Below are 17615 nucleotides of genomic sequence, written 5' to 3'. Positions count from 1 at the left end.
CGGGACCCGGTCGTATGGGTTGGAACCTGAGCCCGCGCCCGGGCGTACGTTAGAAGATCGCGGACACTCGACCTTCCCCCTGGAGCCCACGTGATGTTCATTCGAAGAGTCGCCGCCGCCTTCACCCTCTGGGCCCTCGCGATCTGTGTCTGGGCCGCCCTTTCCCACCTCGCGAGCGTGCCGGGGCCGGCGAAGGCGAGTACGGCGACTCTGGAGGGGATCGCGGAGCTCGTCGAACGGGCGGATCCGCCGGGCTCGCTCCGCGCCCCCCGGTTCGCCGCGGAGCAGTTGCGCCGCACCGCACACACTGCCGGGCGGATCAACGGAGGCATCGAGCGCGCCGTCGGGGCCTGGCTGGACCGCCTCGGGCACCGCGCGGCGCACGGTCCGGCCGACGTGGCCGTCTTCGACGATGGCCGCATCACGATCCGGATGGATGCGAGATCCAATGTGGCCGGGGCGCGGGTCGCGCGGGTGGAGGGACTCGGTGCGATGCGCATCGCCGCGCGAGCCCCGTCGCCGACGCGACACGGGGGACTCTGGATCGACCGGACCGTGAAGGCCCCGGCCGGGTCGTCCGAGGGGGACGTCAGGCTGCGCGCCGCGCGACACGGGGAGACGTTCGCCCTCAGGGCCGCAGAGACGGGATCCGCGCTCGATGAAGCGGAGGTCCGGTTGGATGTCGATGCCAACCTCGACCGGGAGAAGATCAAGAAACGGCTCGAGAAGCTGCTCGATCTGCTGGAGGATCTGCAGAAGTTCGAGGGCGGCCGGTAGCCCCCCCGTGACGCGCCGGGGCCGGCGGGCCGCGGCGGCCGGGATGCTGGCGGCGGCCTCGCTGGCGGGCGCCGTCCCTGCCGTATTCGCGCAGGACATGCATGCGGGCCACGCCGCCTCGCCCGAAGACGTCCGGCCGACCACGTCGACGGCAAGCATCCGGGTCGAGGATGACCCCGAACGCAAGGAACTCGCGGTCATCCTCGGGCCGATCGACCTCCCCGCCCGCTCATCCCATCACATGGCGCAACTGCCCGTGCAGGAAGGCGTCATCCCCTTCGACCTGACGATCCGCGGCTATCGCACGCACATCATCGACGGGGACGGCCAGCCGGTCCCGCGCGTCGTGCTGCACCACATGAATCTGCTCGACCCCGGGCGGCGGGAGCTGTTCCTGCCGATCATGCTGCGCGTCCTGGCGGCGAGCCATGAGACGCGGCCCGTGAGCTTCCCCGGATGGCTGTTCGGCATTCCGATGGAGGGCGGTTCGAGATTCCTCGCGCTCACCATGCTGCACAATCCGACGGAAGCGGACTACGAGGGCGTCACCGTCCACCTGACGCTCGAATACGAGCGCCTCGCCCGCCTGCCCGTCTACCCGGTTGCGCCGTTTCATCTCGACGCGATGTACCCCGAGGTCTCCGCGACGAAGGCCTGGGACCTTCCGCCCGGGCGGTCGGTCAAGACATGGGATGCGAGTCCCGCGATCCGCGGGCTCATCATCGGTCTCGGCGGTCATCTCCACGCGCACGCCTCGCGGCTCCGTTTCGAGAACCTGTCGACCGGCGAGGTGCTGTACGACATCCGGCCCAGGCTCGATGAGGATGGACACGTCGTGGAGATCCCGGCGCTCACGCACCGGGGGCGCGGCGTGGGCGTCCCCGTCGTCCCGCAGCACCGCTACCGGATCACCGTCGAGTACCGAAACCCGTTCGATTCGGCGATCGAGGACGGCGGCATGGGTTCCATCGCCGGCGCCTTCATCCCGCTGGAGGACTGGCCCGCCGCCGATCCCCGGGAGGCGTTATTCGCCGCCGACTACGCCTGGGTCCTCCGCAGCCAGATCGAACACGGGGCCGTCAGCTCCCCCGGCTGTACTCCGTGCGACCGCCGATGATCGTGTAGTCCACCACGGTCTCGAGGATCTCGTCGGCCGGAATCGTTAGGATGTCCCGGGACAGGACGGTGATGTCCGCCAGCTTCCCGACTTCGAGCGTCCCCTTGAGGTCTTCCTCGAACGCGGCGTACGCGTTGGCCCACGTATAGGAACGCAGCGCCTCCTCCCGCGTCATCGCCTGCTCCTCGAAGAAAGTGTCGCCACCCTCGATCACGCGCGTGACGGTGCAGTGGAAGCTCGCCAGGGGGTCCGCGTCCTCGACCGGGACATCCGTCCCGTTCGTCACGACGACTCCGGCCCGCATGAAGTCCCGCCACACGTAGGCGCCCGAGCGCGCCCGGCCCGGCCCGAGCCGGAGGACGACCCAGGGACCGTCGGAGCAGGCGTGGACGCCCTGCATGGAGGCGATGACCCCGAGTTCGGCGAAGCGCGGAATGTCCGCCGGATTGACATGCTGCGCGTGCTCGATCCTCCAGCGCAGGTCGCTCATCTCCGCGTGGTCCGCAAAGGTGCGCCCGTACAGGTCGAGCACCTCGCGGTTCGCGCGGTCGCCGATCGCGTGCGTATTGACCTGATAGCCCCGCTCGATCGCCAGCCGCGCGATGCGTTCGATCTCTTCGGGCGGCGTCGTCGGCAGGCCGATGGAGGATGGCATGTCCGCATAGGGCTCGAGCAGCCAGGCGCCGTGCGATCCGAGCGCCCCATCCGCGACCTGCTTGATCGACCGCACGGTGAGCCGGTCGCCCCCGTGTCCCACCATGTAGTACTCGTCCAGCCGCCCTTCGAGCGTCGCCATCCCGCCCTGCAGCATCACGTAGAGCCGCACGGGCAGTGCGCCCTCGTCCGCGAGCGTCCTCAGCAGGTCCACCGTCCCGAAGCCGGAGCCCGCGTCCTGGAAGCTCGTGACTCCCTTCCGAAGCAGTTCCTCGTTCGCGAGCCGTACCTGTTCGCGCGCCCGCGCCTCACGCTCGACCTCGGAGCGGTTCGCCTCCTCCTCGGCGAACGCCGCCCGCGCCAGGCGCTGCGCGGTCTCCCTCAGGACGCCGGTGGGCCGCCCCGTCTCGTCATGCACGATCTCGCCGCCCGGAGGGTTGGGCGTATCGGCGTCGATCCCGGCCAGTTCGAGCGCCCTCGCGTTCACGAACGAGGCGTGACCGCTCGCGTGCGTGAGAATGACCGGATTGGCGGGGCTCACCGCGCTGAGGCCGTCGTGGACCGGCTGCCCCTCGACCATGGGATCCGGCGCCTCGCTCCACTTCTCCTGGTGCCATCCCCTGCCGCTGATCCAGGCGCCCGGCTCCGCGCTCGAGGCCGCCTCGCCCACCAGGCTGACGATGTCATCCCAGGTGTCGGCGGTCGTCAGGTCGAGGATCATGCGTGCGTTCCCCAGGCCCATGAAATGACCGTGGCCTTCGATGAACCCCGGGATCGCGAGCCGGCCCCCAAGGTCGATCACTTCGGTGCCCTCCCCGATCCATCCGGAGACGTCGTCGTCCGCGCCGAGGGCTACGATCCGCCCCTCCCGCGACGCGAGCGCGCTGACCACTTCCCCGCCCTCGCCCGCCAGGGTCGCGATCTTCCCGTTGGTGAGGACGAGTTCGGCCACGCCCGCGGGCGGATCCGCGGCCGCCGCGCCACCTGCTTCCGCCGAATCCCCGGCGTCGGTCGCGCAGGCCGCGACGGCCAGAAGAAGAAACGGTCGGACGAAAACGGACGGAGCTTCGCGATGTCGAATCATGGCGTACCTGGCCTCGCTGTGAGCGGTTCGGCTCATCATAGCGGCCCGTCATTCGTGGCGCACAGGACTCGCGCGGGATCCGCCCTTTCGGCTACCCCGCCCGAGCCCGCGCGGGTACTTTCCGCCGACGCCCGCGGGGTCCCGGGCGCTCCTCGGATCTTCCGCAAACGAGGTAAGAGAGGACCGACGCAATGGGGATAAAGCGCAACGCAGGAAGGTGGGGAGCCGGCCTCGCGCTGGGTCTCGTGTGCGCCCTTCCCACGGCGGCCGAGGCCCAGATCGGCATCCTCGCGGGCTACAATCGCGACACGCTCGCGGAATTCCTGCCGGAGAACGGATTCGATCTGACGGATTTCACCGATGGGTATCACGTCGGGGTGTTCCTGAACGTCAATCTCGCGACCTTCTCCGTCCGGCCGGCGCTCATCTACCACCGCATGCCGGAACTCGTCGCGATGGCCGGCGACGAACAGGTCCGGTTCGACATCGACATGCTGGAAATCCCGCTGGACTTCCGCATCCGGCTCCCCCTGCCGGCCGTTCAGCCCTACGTGCTGGGCGGACCCGTCCTGACCTTCCCGTCCAGCACGTTTTCGGGCGTGGACGACCTCCTCACGGCGCGCCCGGTTCGTGCGGAATTCGGAGTCGGCCTCGAACTCGACGTCGGTTTCCGGCTCTGGCCCGAGGTGCGCTACGGATTCGGGATCGGCTCGCTGATGGAGTCCGGTGTCGCCATCGGGTCGCAGGTACTCCGGGGCGATGGAAAGCCGCGGCACGACGCCCTGACCCTCCGGCTGGGCATCAGCTTCTAGACGTCGGCGAGACGCAGCCACCGTAGTGTCGCTGTCCCCCCGGCGCGACGGGCCGGGGAGACGGGCCGGGGAGACGCGCCGGACTTGACCCTCCGACCGCACGTTCGCCATAATGCCTGCCAATACCGAATAGAAACCGAAATACATCAAGCGGGAGGCGATGCTCGGAGTTTCGGAGCCGCGACGCTCGATCCGGGGACGCGGAAGCGCACACAACCCGGCGAACCGCTTCCTCCCTCTCGCGGTCGAACGGGAGGCCTGGACGCTCGCGTCCGATCCGGATCCCGGGACGGAGATTCTCGAGGACCGCTCCCGCTCGATCATCTCCTACAACCACAGTCCCGACCTCGGTTTCGACGCCAGCCTGAACCCGTACCGCGGCTGCGAGACGGGATGTTCGTACTGCTACGCGCGACCCACGCACGAGTACCTCGGGCTCTCCGCGGGACTCGACTTCGAGAGCCGGATCCTGGCGAAGCCGGAGGCCCCGGCGCTGCTCAGACGCGAACTGGCGTCGCCGCGCTGGAAGCCGCAGGTGCTCGTGCTCAGCGGAGTAACGGACCCGTACCAGCCTGTGGAGCGCCGCCTCGGGATCACGCGCCGCTGCCTCGAGGTGCTGGCCGAAGCCCGGAACCCGGTCGGGATCGTGACCAAGCACCACCGCGTGACGCGGGACATCGACCTCCTGCGTGAACTCGCGCGCTACGATGCGGTGCGGGTCCAACTCTCCATCACGACGCTGGACCGCTCGTTGCAGCGAAAGATGGAGCCGCGGGCCTCTACCCCCGAGCGGCGGCTCGACGCAATCGCGCGGCTGGCGGATGCGGGCATCCCGGTGGGCGTGAACGTCGCGCCCGTGATTCCCGGACTCACGGACCATGAGATCCCGGCCATTCTGGCGGCGGCGGCGAAGGCGGGGGCGGGGCGGGCGATCTACATCATGCTTCGCCTTCCGTTCGGGGTCGCGGCCCTGTTCGAGGATTGGCTGCGACGCAACTGTCCGGACCGGGCACCGAAGGTGCTCAACCGCATGCGGTCGTTGAGAGGCGGGAGCCTCTATGCGTCGAGCTTCGGCGAGCGGATGCGCGGGCGCGGCCCGTTCGCCGAACAGGTCGCGCGGCTCTTCTCACTCGCGCGTGCGAAGCACGGGATCGAGCCGCGCGACTACGACCTGTCGGCGGAACACTTCCGGCCGCCGCGGGCCGGCCCCCAACTGGGCCTGTTCGACCAGACTAGTATGCCCCCCGCCGCCACCTCAGCGGACGCTCGTCCTCCAACTCGACGGTGAGCGTCTGCTCCACGCCGTCGCGGACGATGCGGAGCGACACCTCCCCCGGCTCGAGATCCGCGAGGGCCCGGCGCAGGTCGCTGGGGTCGTCGACGTCCTCGTCGCCGAGTCCGACGATCACGTCGCCCGCCCGCAGGCCGCCCTCCGCCGCCGGCGTGTCCTCGTGGACGGAGGTGACGAGGACGCCGCCCTCCACACCGAAGTACTCCGCCAGCTGGTCGCCCAGGCTCTGCGTGTTCGCGCCGAGTCGCGGCCGACCCGACAGGTAGAAGACGCGACTCAACCCCTCGGCCACGCCTTCCTGCGCCTCCCGAACCCGGACCTCCATTTCGCGCGCCCGCTCGGCAAGCTCCGCGGCGCGCGCCCTTTCCCGCGAAGCGTCAACCACGCGGCGCGAGAGGTCGATCTGCGGAGAAACGAACGTCATGCCACCGGTCCCCGAGAAGACGCCCATGCGCTCGGCAAGTTCGACGGACACGTCGCGCTCCGCTCCGTCGCGCAGCACGGTGAGGTCCACGACGCGCCCGGGCGGCGTTTCGCTCAGCAGCCGCCGAAGCTCCGCCACGCTCTCGACGCGCTCGCCGTACCAGGCCACGACCACGTCGCCCTCCTCGATGCCGGCTTCCGAAGCGGGTTCGCCGTCCATGACCCCGTCGATGTAGACACCGTACGGGCGCGACATCCCGAGGTTCGAGGCGCGCTCCCCGTCGACATCCAGGATCTGCACGCCGAGGTATGCGCCACCCCCGGAAAAGGCGATCCGGACCTGTTCGCGCCCCTCGTCCTCATCCTCCTCCTGGGCCGCGGCCGGCGCCAGGCCCGAGGACAGCCCGGCAACCAGCGCCAACGCAAGCCCGATGGCGAGCGAATCTCTCCAGTTCTTCATGTATCCTCCCTCGGGACCGTTCCCCCAGGTGGTGAATCGCGGCCTTCGTTTCGGCCTTCGTTTCCTGAGGGGTCGGACACTCCGGGGAGGGGGGTCGGTTGCCCGGGCTAGCGGTCCGGGGCGAAGAAGAGGGGGATGCCTCCCTCGGTCGGCGCGATGACCATGTTGTTGTTCCCCTCGCCGATCCGCCCGAGCATCTCCAGGTAGCGCCAGTACAGGTAGCGCTGGCCCGAGATGCCGGCGAGGCTCTCCGCGATGATGTCCTGCGCATCCCGGATTCCCTCGGCCTCGGCGCGCTGCTGGTTCGCCTGCTCGACCACGACCTGGGTCTGGTACTCCTCGGACTGCACCTGCTGCTCGCGCGACAGCTTGGCCTCGATCGCCTGGCGGATCGTCTCCGGCGGCACGACCTCGCGCACGAAGAAATCGGTGATCTCGAGGCCGCGCGGGTTGAGGCGGTCCGTCATCAGAGCCTCGATGCGGCCGGAGATGCCCGCCCGCGTGGTGGACAGGATGTCCGAAGCCTCGATCTCCGCGATCGCGTCCCGGATGGCGGAGCGATACGTGTTGTAGACGAACGAGGCGACGGCGTTCTCGTTCCCCACCGTGAGATAGAGGTGGACGGCGCTGTCCGCGTTGATGCGGTAGCGGTAGGCGGCGTCGACGGCGATCTGGAGCTGGTCCGAGGTGAGGGCGTCCAGGCGCTCGGCCTGTCCGCCGGCCGGGTACTGGACTTCGCGCAGCGGATAGTTCGTCCACGAGCGCAGGACGTTGTGGTACAGCCCCTGCGTGTACGGGCGGGGCGCCACGGCGCCCGTCACCGGGTTCCGCTTGACCGCCACCTCGTACTCGTCGACGCGGTTGAAGCCGAACACGAACAGGATGAGTACGAAGAGAACTCCGGCGACGGCGGCCACCGTGCCGATGCGAAGCGATTTCACTGATTGAGCCATTCTCGTCCTCCCAAAACCGAGACAGTGCCCGCGGGCGGCGAGGCCGCGCGGACGGTATCGTACGTGCGTTTGTAGCAAGATACGCGCCCGGTCGCGCCCGTCCCACCTCGCGGGCCGGACCGTACGTCCGCAACTACACTCCTGGCGGGAGGATCATTCGTGATTCGACAGATGTTTCGCGCGGCTCTGATGGCACCGGCGGTTGCGTGGGGCTGCTCGGCCCCCGCCCCCGATTACGATGTCCTCATCCGCGGGGGGACGGTCTACGACGGTTCCGGAGATCCGCCGCGCACGGCGGACGTGGCGATCGCCGGCGACACGATCGCGGGCATCGGAGACTTCGCCTCGGCCTCCGCCGGCACGACGATCGACGCGGCGGGGCTCGCGGTGTCCCCCGGTTTCATCAACATGCTCTCGTGGGCGACCGAATCGCTCATCGTCGACGGGCGTTCGCTGAGCGACATCCGCCAGGGCGTCACGCTCGAGGTGTTCGGCGAGGGCAACTCCATGGGACCGCTGAATCCGGAGATGAAGGCGGACATGCTCGCCCGTCAGGGTGACGTGCGCTTCGAAGTTCCGTGGACTTCGCTCGGCGAATACCTGGACCACCTCGTCGAACGCGGCGTCGCGACCAACGTGGCCTCGTACGTCGGGGCCACGACCGTGCGCGTGCACGAGATCGGCCACGAGGACCGGCCCCCGACGCCCGAGGAGCTCGGGCGGATGCAGGACCTCGTGCGGGACGCGATGCGCGAGGGTGCCGTCGGCGTCGGATCGTCCCTCATCTACGCGCCGGCCTTCTACGCCGACACCGATGAACTCATCGCCCTCGCGAGCGCGGCCGGAGAGTTCGGCGGCGGCTACATCTCCCACCTGCGGAGCGAGGGGAACCGGCTCATCGAGTCCGTGGACGAACTGATCGCGATCGCCCGGGAAGCCGGCGTGCGGGCGGAGATCTACCACCTGAAGGCCGCCGGAAGCGACAACTGGGCGAAGCTGGACGAGGTCATCGAGCGCGTGGAGCGGGCCCGCGAGGAGGGACTCGAGATCACGGCCGACATGTACACCTACACGGCCGGCTCGACGGGGCTCGACGCGGCGATGCCGCCGTGGATTCACGAGGGCGGGCACGCGGCGATGATCGAGCGGCTCCGCGACCCCGAGACCCGCGAGCGCATCGCGGCGGAGATGCGGACGCCCACGGACGAGTGGGAGAACCTGCTGCTCGCGGCCGGCTCCCCCGACCGCGCCCTCCTCGTCGGCTTCCGGCAGGATTCCCTCAAGTATCTCACGGGCCGGACGCTCGCCGACGTGGCGGAGTCGCGGGGCACGGGCATCGAGGAGACCGCGATGGACCTCGTCGTGCAGGACGACAGCCGCGTGGGGACGGTCTATTTCATGATGTCCGAGGACAACGTGCGGCGTCAGATCGCGATTCCGTGGGTGAGCTACGGATCCGACGCGGGATCGCTCGCCCCCGAGGAACCCTTCGTGCGCTCGAGCACGCACCCGCGCGCCTACGGCAACTTCGCGCGGCTCCTCGGCCGGTACGTGCGCGACGCAGGCATCATCCCGCTGGAGGAGGCGATCCGGAAACTCACGTCGCTGCCGGCCGCCAACCTCAGGCTGGAAGGGCGCGGCCGGCTCGCGCCCGGGTATTTCGCCGACGTCGTGATCTTCGATCCCGCCACGATCGCGGATCACGCGACGTTCGAGGATCCCCACCAGCTCGCGACGGGCGTGCGCGACGTGTTCGTGAACGGCGTGCAGGTCCTGTCGGGCGAGGAGCCGACGGGCGCCACGCCCGGGCGCGTGGTCCGGGGCCCCGGCTGGGAGGGCCCCTCCCGCTGACCTCTCCGCGCAGTGTTGACCAGGGTATAGCAGGGCTTATATAGTATACTATATCGTTACTGATATAGCGAACCCTGGACGGCCCCATGAGCCTCGATCACATCCTTCTCGGCCTGCTGCGGGAGCCGGCGAGCGGGTATGACCTGAAGGACGCCTTCAGCGAGACCGTCGCGCACTTCTGGTCGGCCGAACTCAGCCAGATCTACCCCACCCTCAAGCGCCTCGAAGAGCGGGGGCTGCTCCGAAGCCGGCTCGAACCTTCCCCGAAGGGACCGGACCGCCGCGTCTACACGTTGACCGGGGAGGGGCGGGCGGAACTGCGGCGCTGGGTGCGCAGCGGGCCGGTGGTCGGAGTCGAACGGTTCGCCTACCTCGCGCAGCTCTACTTCATGAGCGCGGCCGACGACCTCCGCGAGACGCGTGCCTTCATGGTGGACCTGCGCGACCATCTCGCGGGCCGGCTCGCGGAACTGCGGGCGATCGAACGGAGGATCCTCGCGGCTCACGGTGACCGGCCGGAGCGGTACAGCGACGACGGGTTTCACCGCTTCGCGACGCTGCGCATGGGCATCGATTCCATCGGTGCGAAGGTGACCTGGTGCGACCTGACCCTGGCGGCCATCGACCGGCGGCTCGCCTCCCCACCGGAAGACGCGTCATGATCCCGCTGCTCGCAGCTCTCCTCCCGATACATGTGGCGGCCGGCTTCCTCGGTCTCGTCGCGTTCTGGATCCCGGTGTTCGCCCGCAAGGGTGGCCGGGCGCACGTGCGGGCCGGGCTCGTCTACACGTGGTGCGCCTACGTGGTGACGCTGTCGGCGGTCGTTCTGGCGGCGGGACGGTTCGCGTCCCAGCTGAGTCAGGGTATCGGCGTGGCGGAACGGCCCGACCTGTACGGCCTCCCCCTGTTTCTCGGCTACCTCGGCGTGACGACGTTCGCGGCGGTGCGCCAGGCGATGCGGGCCGTGGCCACACGACGGGTGCCGGAAACGCTGCGGACGCCGTTCCACGAAGTCCTCGCCTGGGCATCCATCGCGGGGAGCGTCACCGTCATCGCGTTCGCGCTCGGGCTGTGGTCCAGCGTCTCGCCGATCCTGCTGGGGTTGAGTCCGATCGGCCTCCTCACGGGGTCGCGCATGCTGCAACTCATGAGAAAGCCCGGCCAGGAGCCGATGGGCTGGTTCTACAGCCACATGGCGTCGATGCTGGCGGGTGGCATCGCGTTCCACACCGCGTTCGCCGTCTTCGGCGCGCCGCGCCTGTGGGACTACGCGATCGCGGGACCGTTCGCCCTCGTGCCGTGGCTGCTCCCAACCGCGGTCGGCGTTCCGGCCATCGTCCTCTGGACCCGGCGCTATCGGCGGAAATTCACCTCGACGTCATGACGCCACGCGCCCGGCGCCGGTGTCGCCCGGAGCTAGTTTCCGCGGGCGCCGCCGTCGAAGGCGCGGCTGTCGGAGGCGCCCCAACGGAGTCCCGTGTCCCAGTCGATGTAGATCCCCATCGCCTGCCCCTGTCCGCCCCGGGTCCGCGTCACGTGTCCCATGCCTTCGTAGAGGCGCTTCGTGTCGGGCGAGAAGCCCCACTCCTCGAACGAGGTCACGTCGGGCAGCCACTGATGGTGGATGCGGGGCGACTCGATGGCCCGGCCGAACTGCGACCCGGTCATCCCGTGGTCGACGACGTTGAGCACGACCTGCAGCGTGGTGTTGATGATCGTCCGCCCCCCCGGACTCCCGATCGCGAGCACCGGCCGGCCATCCCGCGCGACGATCGTCGGCGTCATGCTGGACAGCGGCTGCTTCTCGGGCGCCACGAGATTGGGCGGCGTCCCGATCGTGCCGCGTGAATTCGTGCGGCCCGGGACCGCGTTGAAGTCGCCGAGTTCGTTGTTCAGCAGAAAACCCGCGCCGGGGACGACGATGCTCGACCCGTAGCCGAACTCGAGCGTGTAGGTGACCGAGACCGCGTTCCCCTCGGAATCCACGACGGAGTAGTGGGTCGTCTCCTCGCTCGCCTGGAGGAAGGCCCCGTTGAAGGCCGCCGAATCGCTCCTCGAGGCCCTCTCCATGTCGATGCTCGCCCGCAGGCGACCGGCGTATTCCTTGGAGGTCAGACGTTCGATCGGCATGTCGGGATTGAACTTCGGGTCTCCGAGGTGGAGCGCCCGGTCCGCGTAGGAGCGCCGCATCGATTCGGTGAGAAGGTGCAGGTAGAGCGCCGAGTTGTGTCCGATCTCGGCGAGGTCGTACCCCTCGAGGATGTTGAGCATCTCCACGAGCCCGGTGCCGCCGGAACTCGGCGGCGGCATCGAATAGACGTCGTAGCCCCGGTATGTCCCGTGGATCGGAGTCAACTCGTCCGCCTCGTAGCGCGCCAGATCCTCCTCCGTGATCAGCCCTCCGTGCTCGGCCATGAAGTCGGCCAGCAGTTTCGCCGTCTTGCCGCGGTAGAAGCCGTCGTGCCCGTCGCTCTGGATGCGGCGCAGCGTCTCGGCCAGGTCCGGCTGCCGGAAGGTCTCCCCCGGCTCGTACATGCGAACGCCGTCCTTGAGGAAGGCCGCGCGGGTCGCGTCATAGAGCGGCCCCGCCCGGCCGGGCAGGGAGCGGAGCCAGTTCTGCATCGCCCACGTGGAGGGCATGCCGTCTTCGGCCAGCCGGATCGCGGGCTCGACGAGATCCGCCCACGGCAGTCGGCCCAGGCGCTGGTGCGCCTTCCACATCCCGGCCACGGTGCCGGGCACGCCGATGGCGAGCAGGCCGATGTGGTTCGAGTTGTCCCGGACTTCGCCGTCCGGGCCCAGGTACATGCGCTCCGTCGCCGCGAGCGCCGCCTTCTCGCGGAAATTGAACGTCGTCACTTCCCCGTCCGCCCCGTGATACACGAGGAACCCGCCGCCCCCCACGTTGCCGGCCGAGGGCAGGGTCACGGCGAGGGCGAAGGCCGTGGCGACGGCGGCATCGACCGCGTTCCCGCCCTTGTCGAGGATCTCCCGGCCCGCTTCCGAGCCGAGGTAATGGCTGCTCACGACCATGCCTCCCCGCGACGGCGCCGCCATGCGACCCGACTGGGCCGCGAGCGGCGCGAGGACGACCATGGTGCTGAACACGCAAAGGGCGAGGGTTCGGGCGGCAAACGCGTGCTTCCGGGGCATGAGGGCGCCTCCTCTACGGGTTTCGCGGGGAATGTCCGGCGACCGCGCGCAATGTCGGACGGCTGCGCGCGGTCGGAAAGAGTAGGCGATCAGTTCGAAGGCGGCACGAGCGCGACCGCGCGCAGGGGGCCGCCCGATCCGCCCGAGACCTTCATCGGCAGGGCGATGACGGTCGCGCCGCGGGCCGGAAGCCGGTCGAGGTTCGTGAGATTCTCGAGGCCGGGCGCGTTCGCCGCGGCGACGATCCGGTGGACGATGAAGTCGGTGGATGCCCCGTAGTCGATGGAAGCCACGTCGGCGCCGAGGGCCGCGGCCCCGCGCTCCTCGACGAGGAGACGCGCGGCGGCCTCGCCGTAGCTCGGGAAGTGGAGTTGCGAGGCATCGCCGGGCGTGTCGTCGCCGAGGTACGAGAGGGCGTCGGGCCAGCGGGCGCTCCACCCCGTCCGAAGGAGGACGATGCTCCCGGGCTCGATCGGACCGTGCTCCGCCTCGTGCGCCTCCACATCGGCGACGGTCAGCCGGTAGTCGGCGTCCGCGGCCGCCTGGGCGGTCACATCGATCACCGCCGCCGGGCCGATGAGCCGCCTGAGCGGGATCGACGCGACGTCGGGCCCTCCCTCGAGGAAATGGATGGGGGCATCGATGTGGGTGCCGCCGTGTTCGGCCGTGGCCAGGGAGTAGGCGGAGTAGAAGTAGCCGCCTTCGGTCTCGCCGAAGGCCAACTCGTGCAGCGCGAACCCGGCGGTGTCCGTCGGCCAGTAGACCGTCTCATCGCCGAAGGCGTGGCTGAGGTCGACGAGGTCGTAGCCCTCCAGGTCTAGCGGTCCCGGAGCTTCGTCGCCCGCGTCCTCCGCGGCGGCCGGCGTGTCGCCGGGCGTCTCCACCCACACCGAACAGGCCACCGCCGCGCCCGCGACGAGGGCGGCGGCCGCCGCGCGCGAAAGCTCCGAAATCGCCATGACTCTTCTCCCTTCTCTCCTGAAAGTGGCGACTCGCGGTTGACGAAGCGAGATTCGCCCATGCGCAAGATCACTCGGGGCCTCCTCGTCGTATTCCTTGCGTCCCTCGGGTATGGGGCCCTGCCGATCTTCGCCAAGCTCGCACTCGCGGAGGGCGTCGAGGTGCTGCCGCTGCTGGCCTGGCGCTTCCTGCTCGGGAGCGGGTTGCTGTGGATCTTCGTGGTCGCCACCGGGCGGCCCCGGCCCCCACGGGGACGACTGCCCGGCCTTGTCCTGCTCGGTCTGCTGTACGCATTCAATGCGGCGTGCTACATGCTGGGGCTCGACCGCCTGCCGGCCTCGGTCGCGACGCTCGTCCTGTTCAGCTATCCGGCGATGACCGTACTCCTGGCGCGGTTCTGGGTCGGCGAACGGCTGACCCCGCGCCGCATCGCCGCGCTGGCGCTCACGACCGCCGGGTGCGCGCTGACCGTCGGCACCGGATTCGGAGGGGGCGATCCGCTGGGCGTGGGACTCATCGTGCTCGCGGTCGTGTTCCTGGCCCTGTGGATCGTGAGGAGCCACGGGGTCTTCGCCGGGTTGCCGCCCATCTCCGCCACGGCCACGGCGCTGACGTCCACCGCCATCGCGATCTCGGCAGCCGGTCTGGCCACGGGGGGCATCGGCGTGCCGCTCGCGCCCGCGCCGCTGCTCCTCCTGGGCGCGATCGGCCTCTTCTCGACCGCCGTCCCCATCACGGCGTTCCTCATCGGGATCCAGTGGATCGGGCCAGGCCGGGCGGCGACCGCCGCCACCATGGAGCCCGCCGTGACGCTCGCGCTCGCCGCCGCCGTGCTCGGCGACCGCCTCTCGGTCGGACAGTGGCTCGGCGCCGCGCTCATCCTCGCCGGAGTCCTCTCGCTCCGGCTGGAGCCTCGCTCGGACATCCCGTCGGACATCGCCGATGGCCACCCCTGATGCACGGACGGCGGGCGGCACTCCAACCTTTCGCGCAAAGGGCGCGTCTCAAGATCGACACAGGAACGCGGACCAGGACGTGATCGAACCGAACGGCAAATCCCGGGAGCACGGATCGGACGCGCGGGCGGAGGGGCAGCCTTCCGCCGGCGTCGAGGCGGACGTGCGGGCGGCGACGTTCGGGGATGCCGAGGCGTTCGAGCGCCTCTACCGCGCCCACGTGTCGCGGGTCTATGGACTCGCGTGCCGAATGGCCGGGAGCGAACGGGCGGACGAACTCACGCAGGATGTTTTCGTTCGAGCGTGGGAGAAGCTCGGGACGTTCCGCGGCGAATCGGCCTTCAGTTCGTGGCTGTACCGGCTGGCGGTGAACCTCCTGTGCAGCCGGCTGCGAGCGCTGAAGCTGCAACGGGAACGGGAGATGGCGAACGAGATTCCACTGGCGGTGGCCCGGGCGCGGCACGACAGCATCGAGATCCGCCTCGACTTCGAGGTCGCGCTCGAACGGCTCCCGGATGGGGCGCGCGAGGTCTTCGTGCTGCACGACGTCGAGGGCTACAAGCACCGCGAGATCGCCGAGCAGTTGGACATCACGGCCGGCACGTCCAAGTCCCAGCTGCACCGGGCGCGGATGATTCTGAGACGGCACCTGGAGAGGTAGTTGAACCGATGACAGATCGAGAACAGCGGAAGGATCGCTTTCGGGACCGTCTTTCGGAGTACCTCGACGGCAGCCTCGGCGCCGAGGAGGAGGTCCTGATCGAGCGGCACCTGGAGCGGTGCGAGGACTGCGCCCGGACGCTCGCCGAACTCGAGGCCGTGGTGGACCGGGCCGCGAGCCTCGGACCGCGCGAACCGGGCGAGGACCTCTGGCCCGAAATCGCGGCGCGGATCGGCGTCCGGCCCGCCGGGCTCGCGGGCGTGGCGCCCGACACCTCCGAAGCGCCGGCCCGGCGCCGGCCATCCGCCAGCCGCATCGCGCGTTTCGCGCCGCAACTCGCGGCCGGCATCGCGCTGGCGTGGCTCTCCGGGGCGCTCGTGTGGACGGCCGTGACGCGGGACGACATCGCCGGGATCCCGGGCACGGCGGGCACCTCCTCGGGATTCGGCGCTCCGTCGCTCCTGCCGCCGGCCGTGCAAAGCGCCTCGACGCTGCAAGACGAAGGATCGAGCGCCGAGGAATACGCCCGCCTGATCGCTGAACTCGAACGCGTGCTGTTCGACTCGGAGCGGCCGCTGCCGCCGGAGACCGTGGCGCGCATCCGCCGCGCGCTCGTGACGATCGACCGCGCCATCGAGGACGCCCGCGCGGCGCTGCTCGAACTGCCCGATGATCCCTACATCCAGCAACACATGGAGAACACGATGCGACGCAAGTCGGAGTTCCTTGCCCAGGCCGTTCAACTCGCGGCGACCGACTGATGGTCCCGGCGACGGTGGTCCTGGCCGTTCTCGCAGCGACGAGCCCCGGAGCGCGCGACACGACGTTCGTGGTGCCCGAGGGCGTGCGCATCGAGATCGAACACCGAGAGGGAGACATCCGCGTGATGGGCGCGGCCAGCCGCGAGGCGCGGGTCGTGCTCGACGACGATGACGGCCGGATTCGCGTGCAATCCTCGGGCGGCACGATCCGGCTCGGCGCCAGCCCGAGCGGCGACGGCGCGGACCTCCTCATCTACCTCCCCGAGGATGTCGACGTGAGCGTGGTCGGACACGAGGGCGACGTCACGGTCGCCGGCGTCGTCCGCGGCGCGGTGGCCGTGAGAACCGCCGACGGAGACGTGGAGATCGACGGGGCCGCCAGCGTCAGCGTCGCCACGCTGGACGGCTCCGTGACGGTGTCGAACACCGGAGCCGCGACGGTCAGCGTGACGGACGGCGACGTGTGGCTCGATCAGGTCGCGGGAGCGATGAGCATCAGCGGCATCGACGCCGACATCATTGTCACGAACGCCGACACGCGCGCCATCTCGGTCGCCACGGTGGACGGCGACGTCTGGTACGACGGCGCCCTTCACGGCGACGGCAGCTACTCGCTCAGCACTCACGACGGCGATGTAACGTTCGCCGTCCCGGAGAACGCCGGCGCCCGCATCTCCGTGTCCACCTTCGACGGAGAACTCGTCCCATCGTTCCCCGTCCAGTTCCAGGGAGGCAGCGTGCGGGGAGGAGAGTTCACGGTCGGCGACGGCTCGGCCGCGGTGACGCTGAAGTCGTTCGACGGAGACATCCTCCTCGTTCGCCCGGGGGAGCGTACCCCCGACCTCGACAGTGAGGAACCCACGAAATAGCTACGAACCCACGAAATCGGGAGCAGCGTGATGCGGAATACAGTGCGACAACTCGCCGCGGCGGCGGCATGGCTGGTGTGCCTGGGGGCGGCGGAAGCGCGGGCCCAGGACTTCGAATGGCAGGGGTCCGTCGATCCCGGAGACGCGATTGCGATCCGGGGCGTGAACGGCTCCGTCACGGCGAGCGCGGCGAGCGGCGGCCAGGTCCGCGTGCGGGCCACGAAGGAGTGGGACGACGACGATCCGGACTCGGTCCGCATCGAGGTCGTCGAGGACCGGCGCGGCGTCCTCATCTGCGCCGTCTACCCGTCGAGGCGCGGGCGCGACCCGAACCGGTGCGGGCGGGAAGGCGACTACGAGATGAACGTCCGCGACAACGATGTGAAGGTCCACTTCACCGTCGAGGTCCCACCTGGCGTCGACCTGGAGGCGCGAACCGTCAACGGGGAGATCGAAGCGCAGGGAATCTCTGACGAAGTCGAGGCGCGAACCGTCAACGGGGGCATCTCGGTCGTGGGGGCGGGGGCGGTGTCCGCAACCACGGTCAACGGTTCGATCGAGGCGCGGCTGGCGAGTCAGCCCTCGGACGATCTCAGTTTCATCACGGTAAACGGAGGAATCCGCCTCGTCCTGCCCGATGGGATCGATGCGGACGTCTCAATCCGGACGGTCAACGGAGCAATTGACACGGAGTTCCCGCTCACGATCCGCGGGCGCTGGGGACCGAAGTCGGCCTCCGGCGAGATCGGCGCGGGAGGACCGGAAATCGAGTTGGGCACGGTCAACGGCGGCATCACCCTCGTCCGCGGAGGCTGACGCTACCGGCGGGCGTC

At 69.7% G+C, this 17615-nt stretch carries 17 protein-coding genes; 12 read left to right on the top strand and 5 right to left on the bottom strand.

Translation table 11 applies throughout. The features are described from left to right. Positions 1–93 precede the first annotated feature (93 nt). The gene (locus ACOGI9_RS03710) at positions 94–777 is read left to right on the top strand and encodes a hypothetical protein (RefSeq protein ID WP_419858543.1); all 684 of its coding nucleotides are present in this window, start codon (positions 94–96) and stop codon (positions 775–777) included. Between the two features lie 7 nt (positions 778–784). Beyond that, on the top strand, positions 785–1894 hold the full coding sequence (locus ACOGI9_RS03705) for a hypothetical protein (protein WP_419858542.1): 1110 nt from the start codon (positions 785–787) through the stop codon (positions 1892–1894). Here the strand turns inward: ACOGI9_RS03705 and ACOGI9_RS03700 are convergent. Next, on the bottom strand, positions 1857–3632 hold the full coding sequence (locus tag ACOGI9_RS03700) for an amidohydrolase (RefSeq protein ID WP_419858541.1): 1776 nt from the start codon (positions 3630–3632) through the stop codon (positions 1857–1859). The two genes, ACOGI9_RS03705 and ACOGI9_RS03700, sit on opposite strands and share 38 nt — an antisense overlap. A gap of 191 nt (positions 3633–3823) precedes the next feature. Between ACOGI9_RS03700 and ACOGI9_RS03695 the strand changes: the two genes are divergently transcribed. Together ACOGI9_RS03695 and ACOGI9_RS03690 are read left to right on the top strand one after the other, a co-directional pair. Then, the gene (locus tag ACOGI9_RS03695) at positions 3824–4444 is read left to right on the top strand and encodes a hypothetical protein (RefSeq protein ID WP_419858540.1); all 621 of its coding nucleotides are present in this window, start codon (positions 3824–3826) and stop codon (positions 4442–4444) included. A 160-nt stretch (positions 4445–4604) separates the two neighbouring features. Next, a complete protein-coding gene (locus tag ACOGI9_RS03690) occupies positions 4605–5732 on the top strand; it encodes a PA0069 family radical SAM protein (RefSeq protein ID WP_419858539.1) in 1128 nt (375 codons plus the stop codon). Here ACOGI9_RS03690 and ACOGI9_RS03685 read toward each other — a convergent pair. Next, a complete protein-coding gene (locus tag ACOGI9_RS03685) occupies positions 5677–6618 on the bottom strand; it encodes a PDZ domain-containing protein (protein WP_419858538.1) in 942 nt (313 codons plus the stop codon). The genes ACOGI9_RS03690 and ACOGI9_RS03685 overlap by 56 nt on opposite strands. Positions 6619–6725: 107 nt before the next feature. Beyond that, entirely contained in the window at positions 6726–7571 is an 846-nt protein-coding gene (locus ACOGI9_RS03680; protein ID WP_419858537.1) for a prohibitin family protein, read from the bottom strand. Between the two features lie 189 nt (positions 7572–7760). Here ACOGI9_RS03680 and ACOGI9_RS03675 point away from each other — a divergent pair, with 189 nt between their 5' ends. From ACOGI9_RS03675 to ACOGI9_RS03665, 3 genes are all read left to right on the top strand, one after another. After that, complete coding sequence (locus ACOGI9_RS03675) at positions 7761–9422, top strand: N-acyl-D-amino-acid deacylase family protein (protein WP_419858536.1); 1662 nt, start codon at positions 7761–7763, stop codon at positions 9420–9422. Positions 9423–9508: 86 nt separating this feature from the next. Further along, the gene (locus tag ACOGI9_RS03670) at positions 9509–10084 is read left to right on the top strand and encodes a PadR family transcriptional regulator (protein ID WP_419858535.1); all 576 of its coding nucleotides are present in this window, start codon (positions 9509–9511) and stop codon (positions 10082–10084) included. Continuing rightward, on the top strand, positions 10081–10806 hold the full coding sequence (locus ACOGI9_RS03665) for a hypothetical protein (RefSeq protein ID WP_419858534.1): 726 nt from the start codon (positions 10081–10083) through the stop codon (positions 10804–10806). Before ACOGI9_RS03670 ends, ACOGI9_RS03665 begins: the two co-directional genes overlap by 4 nt. A 32-nt stretch (positions 10807–10838) precedes the next feature. Here ACOGI9_RS03665 and ggt read toward each other — a convergent pair whose 3' ends face one another. Further along, on the bottom strand, positions 10839–12575 hold the full coding sequence (gene ggt / locus ACOGI9_RS03660) for a gamma-glutamyltransferase (RefSeq protein WP_419858533.1): 1737 nt from the start codon (positions 12573–12575) through the stop codon (positions 10839–10841). Positions 12576–12664: 89 nt separating this feature from the next. Continuing rightward, a complete protein-coding gene (locus ACOGI9_RS03655) occupies positions 12665–13534 on the bottom strand; it encodes a cyclase family protein (RefSeq protein ID WP_419858532.1) in 870 nt (289 codons plus the stop codon). A gap of 60 nt (positions 13535–13594) precedes the next feature. Here ACOGI9_RS03655 and ACOGI9_RS03650 point away from each other — a divergent pair, with 60 nt between their 5' ends. The 5 genes from ACOGI9_RS03650 to ACOGI9_RS03630 all read left to right on the top strand — a co-directional run bounded on the left by ACOGI9_RS03650 (position 13595) and on the right by ACOGI9_RS03630 (position 17598). Then, positions 13595–14491, top strand: coding sequence for a DMT family transporter (locus ACOGI9_RS03650; RefSeq protein ID WP_419858531.1), 897 nt, complete (start codon positions 13595–13597; stop codon positions 14489–14491). A gap of 79 nt (positions 14492–14570) precedes the next feature. Beyond that, positions 14571–15152 (top strand): RNA polymerase sigma factor, encoded by a 582-nt coding sequence (locus ACOGI9_RS03645; RefSeq protein WP_419858530.1) that lies wholly within the window; start codon positions 14571–14573, stop codon positions 15150–15152. Positions 15153–15160: 8 nt separating this feature from the next. Then, on the top strand, positions 15161–15913 hold the full coding sequence (locus ACOGI9_RS03640) for a zf-HC2 domain-containing protein (protein WP_419858529.1): 753 nt from the start codon (positions 15161–15163) through the stop codon (positions 15911–15913). Next, on the top strand, positions 15913–16782 hold the full coding sequence (locus ACOGI9_RS03635) for a DUF4097 family beta strand repeat-containing protein (protein WP_419858528.1): 870 nt from the start codon (positions 15913–15915) through the stop codon (positions 16780–16782). The genes ACOGI9_RS03640 and ACOGI9_RS03635 overlap by 1 nt, the downstream gene beginning before the upstream one ends. 27 nt (positions 16783–16809) lie before the next feature. Next, positions 16810–17598, top strand: coding sequence for a DUF4097 family beta strand repeat-containing protein (locus ACOGI9_RS03630; RefSeq protein ID WP_419858527.1), 789 nt, complete (start codon positions 16810–16812; stop codon positions 17596–17598). Positions 17599–17615 lie beyond the last annotated feature (17 nt).

Origin of the sequence: Candidatus Palauibacter irciniicola, assembly GCF_965208695.1 — a bacterium.
GTDB classification, from domain to species: domain Bacteria; phylum Gemmatimonadota; class Gemmatimonadetes; order Palauibacterales; family Palauibacteraceae; genus Palauibacter; species Palauibacter irciniicola.
This window is presented reverse-complemented; position numbering and strand designations above follow the sequence as displayed.

Coding starts and splice junctions, on each gene's coding strand:
- ACOGI9_RS03695 (WP_419858540.1), top strand. CDS start 3,824: ATGGGGATAAAGCGCAACGCAGGAAGGTGGGGAGCCGGCCTCGCGCTG.
- ACOGI9_RS03700 (WP_419858541.1), bottom strand. CDS start 3,632: ATGATTCGACATCGCGAAGCTCCGTCCGTTTTCGTCCGACCGTTTCTT.
- ACOGI9_RS03635 (WP_419858528.1), top strand. CDS start 15,913: ATGGTCCCGGCGACGGTGGTCCTGGCCGTTCTCGCAGCGACGAGCCCC.
- ACOGI9_RS03685 (WP_419858538.1), bottom strand. CDS start 6,618: ATGAAGAACTGGAGAGATTCGCTCGCCATCGGGCTTGCGTTGGCGCTG.
- ggt (WP_419858533.1), bottom strand. CDS start 12,575: ATGCCCCGGAAGCACGCGTTTGCCGCCCGAACCCTCGCCCTTTGCGTG.
- ACOGI9_RS03640 (WP_419858529.1), top strand. CDS start 15,161: ATGACAGATCGAGAACAGCGGAAGGATCGCTTTCGGGACCGTCTTTCG.
- ACOGI9_RS03690 (WP_419858539.1), top strand. CDS start 4,605: ATGCTCGGAGTTTCGGAGCCGCGACGCTCGATCCGGGGACGCGGAAGC.
- ACOGI9_RS03655 (WP_419858532.1), bottom strand. CDS start 13,534: ATGGCGATTTCGGAGCTTTCGCGCGCGGCGGCCGCCGCCCTCGTCGCG.
- ACOGI9_RS03670 (WP_419858535.1), top strand. CDS start 9,509: ATGAGCCTCGATCACATCCTTCTCGGCCTGCTGCGGGAGCCGGCGAGC.
- ACOGI9_RS03710 (WP_419858543.1), top strand. CDS start 94: ATGTTCATTCGAAGAGTCGCCGCCGCCTTCACCCTCTGGGCCCTCGCG.
- ACOGI9_RS03665 (WP_419858534.1), top strand. CDS start 10,081: ATGATCCCGCTGCTCGCAGCTCTCCTCCCGATACATGTGGCGGCCGGC.
- ACOGI9_RS03650 (WP_419858531.1), top strand. CDS start 13,595: ATGCGCAAGATCACTCGGGGCCTCCTCGTCGTATTCCTTGCGTCCCTC.
- ACOGI9_RS03680 (WP_419858537.1), bottom strand. CDS start 7,571: ATGGCTCAATCAGTGAAATCGCTTCGCATCGGCACGGTGGCCGCCGTC.
- ACOGI9_RS03675 (WP_419858536.1), top strand. CDS start 7,761: ATGGCACCGGCGGTTGCGTGGGGCTGCTCGGCCCCCGCCCCCGATTAC.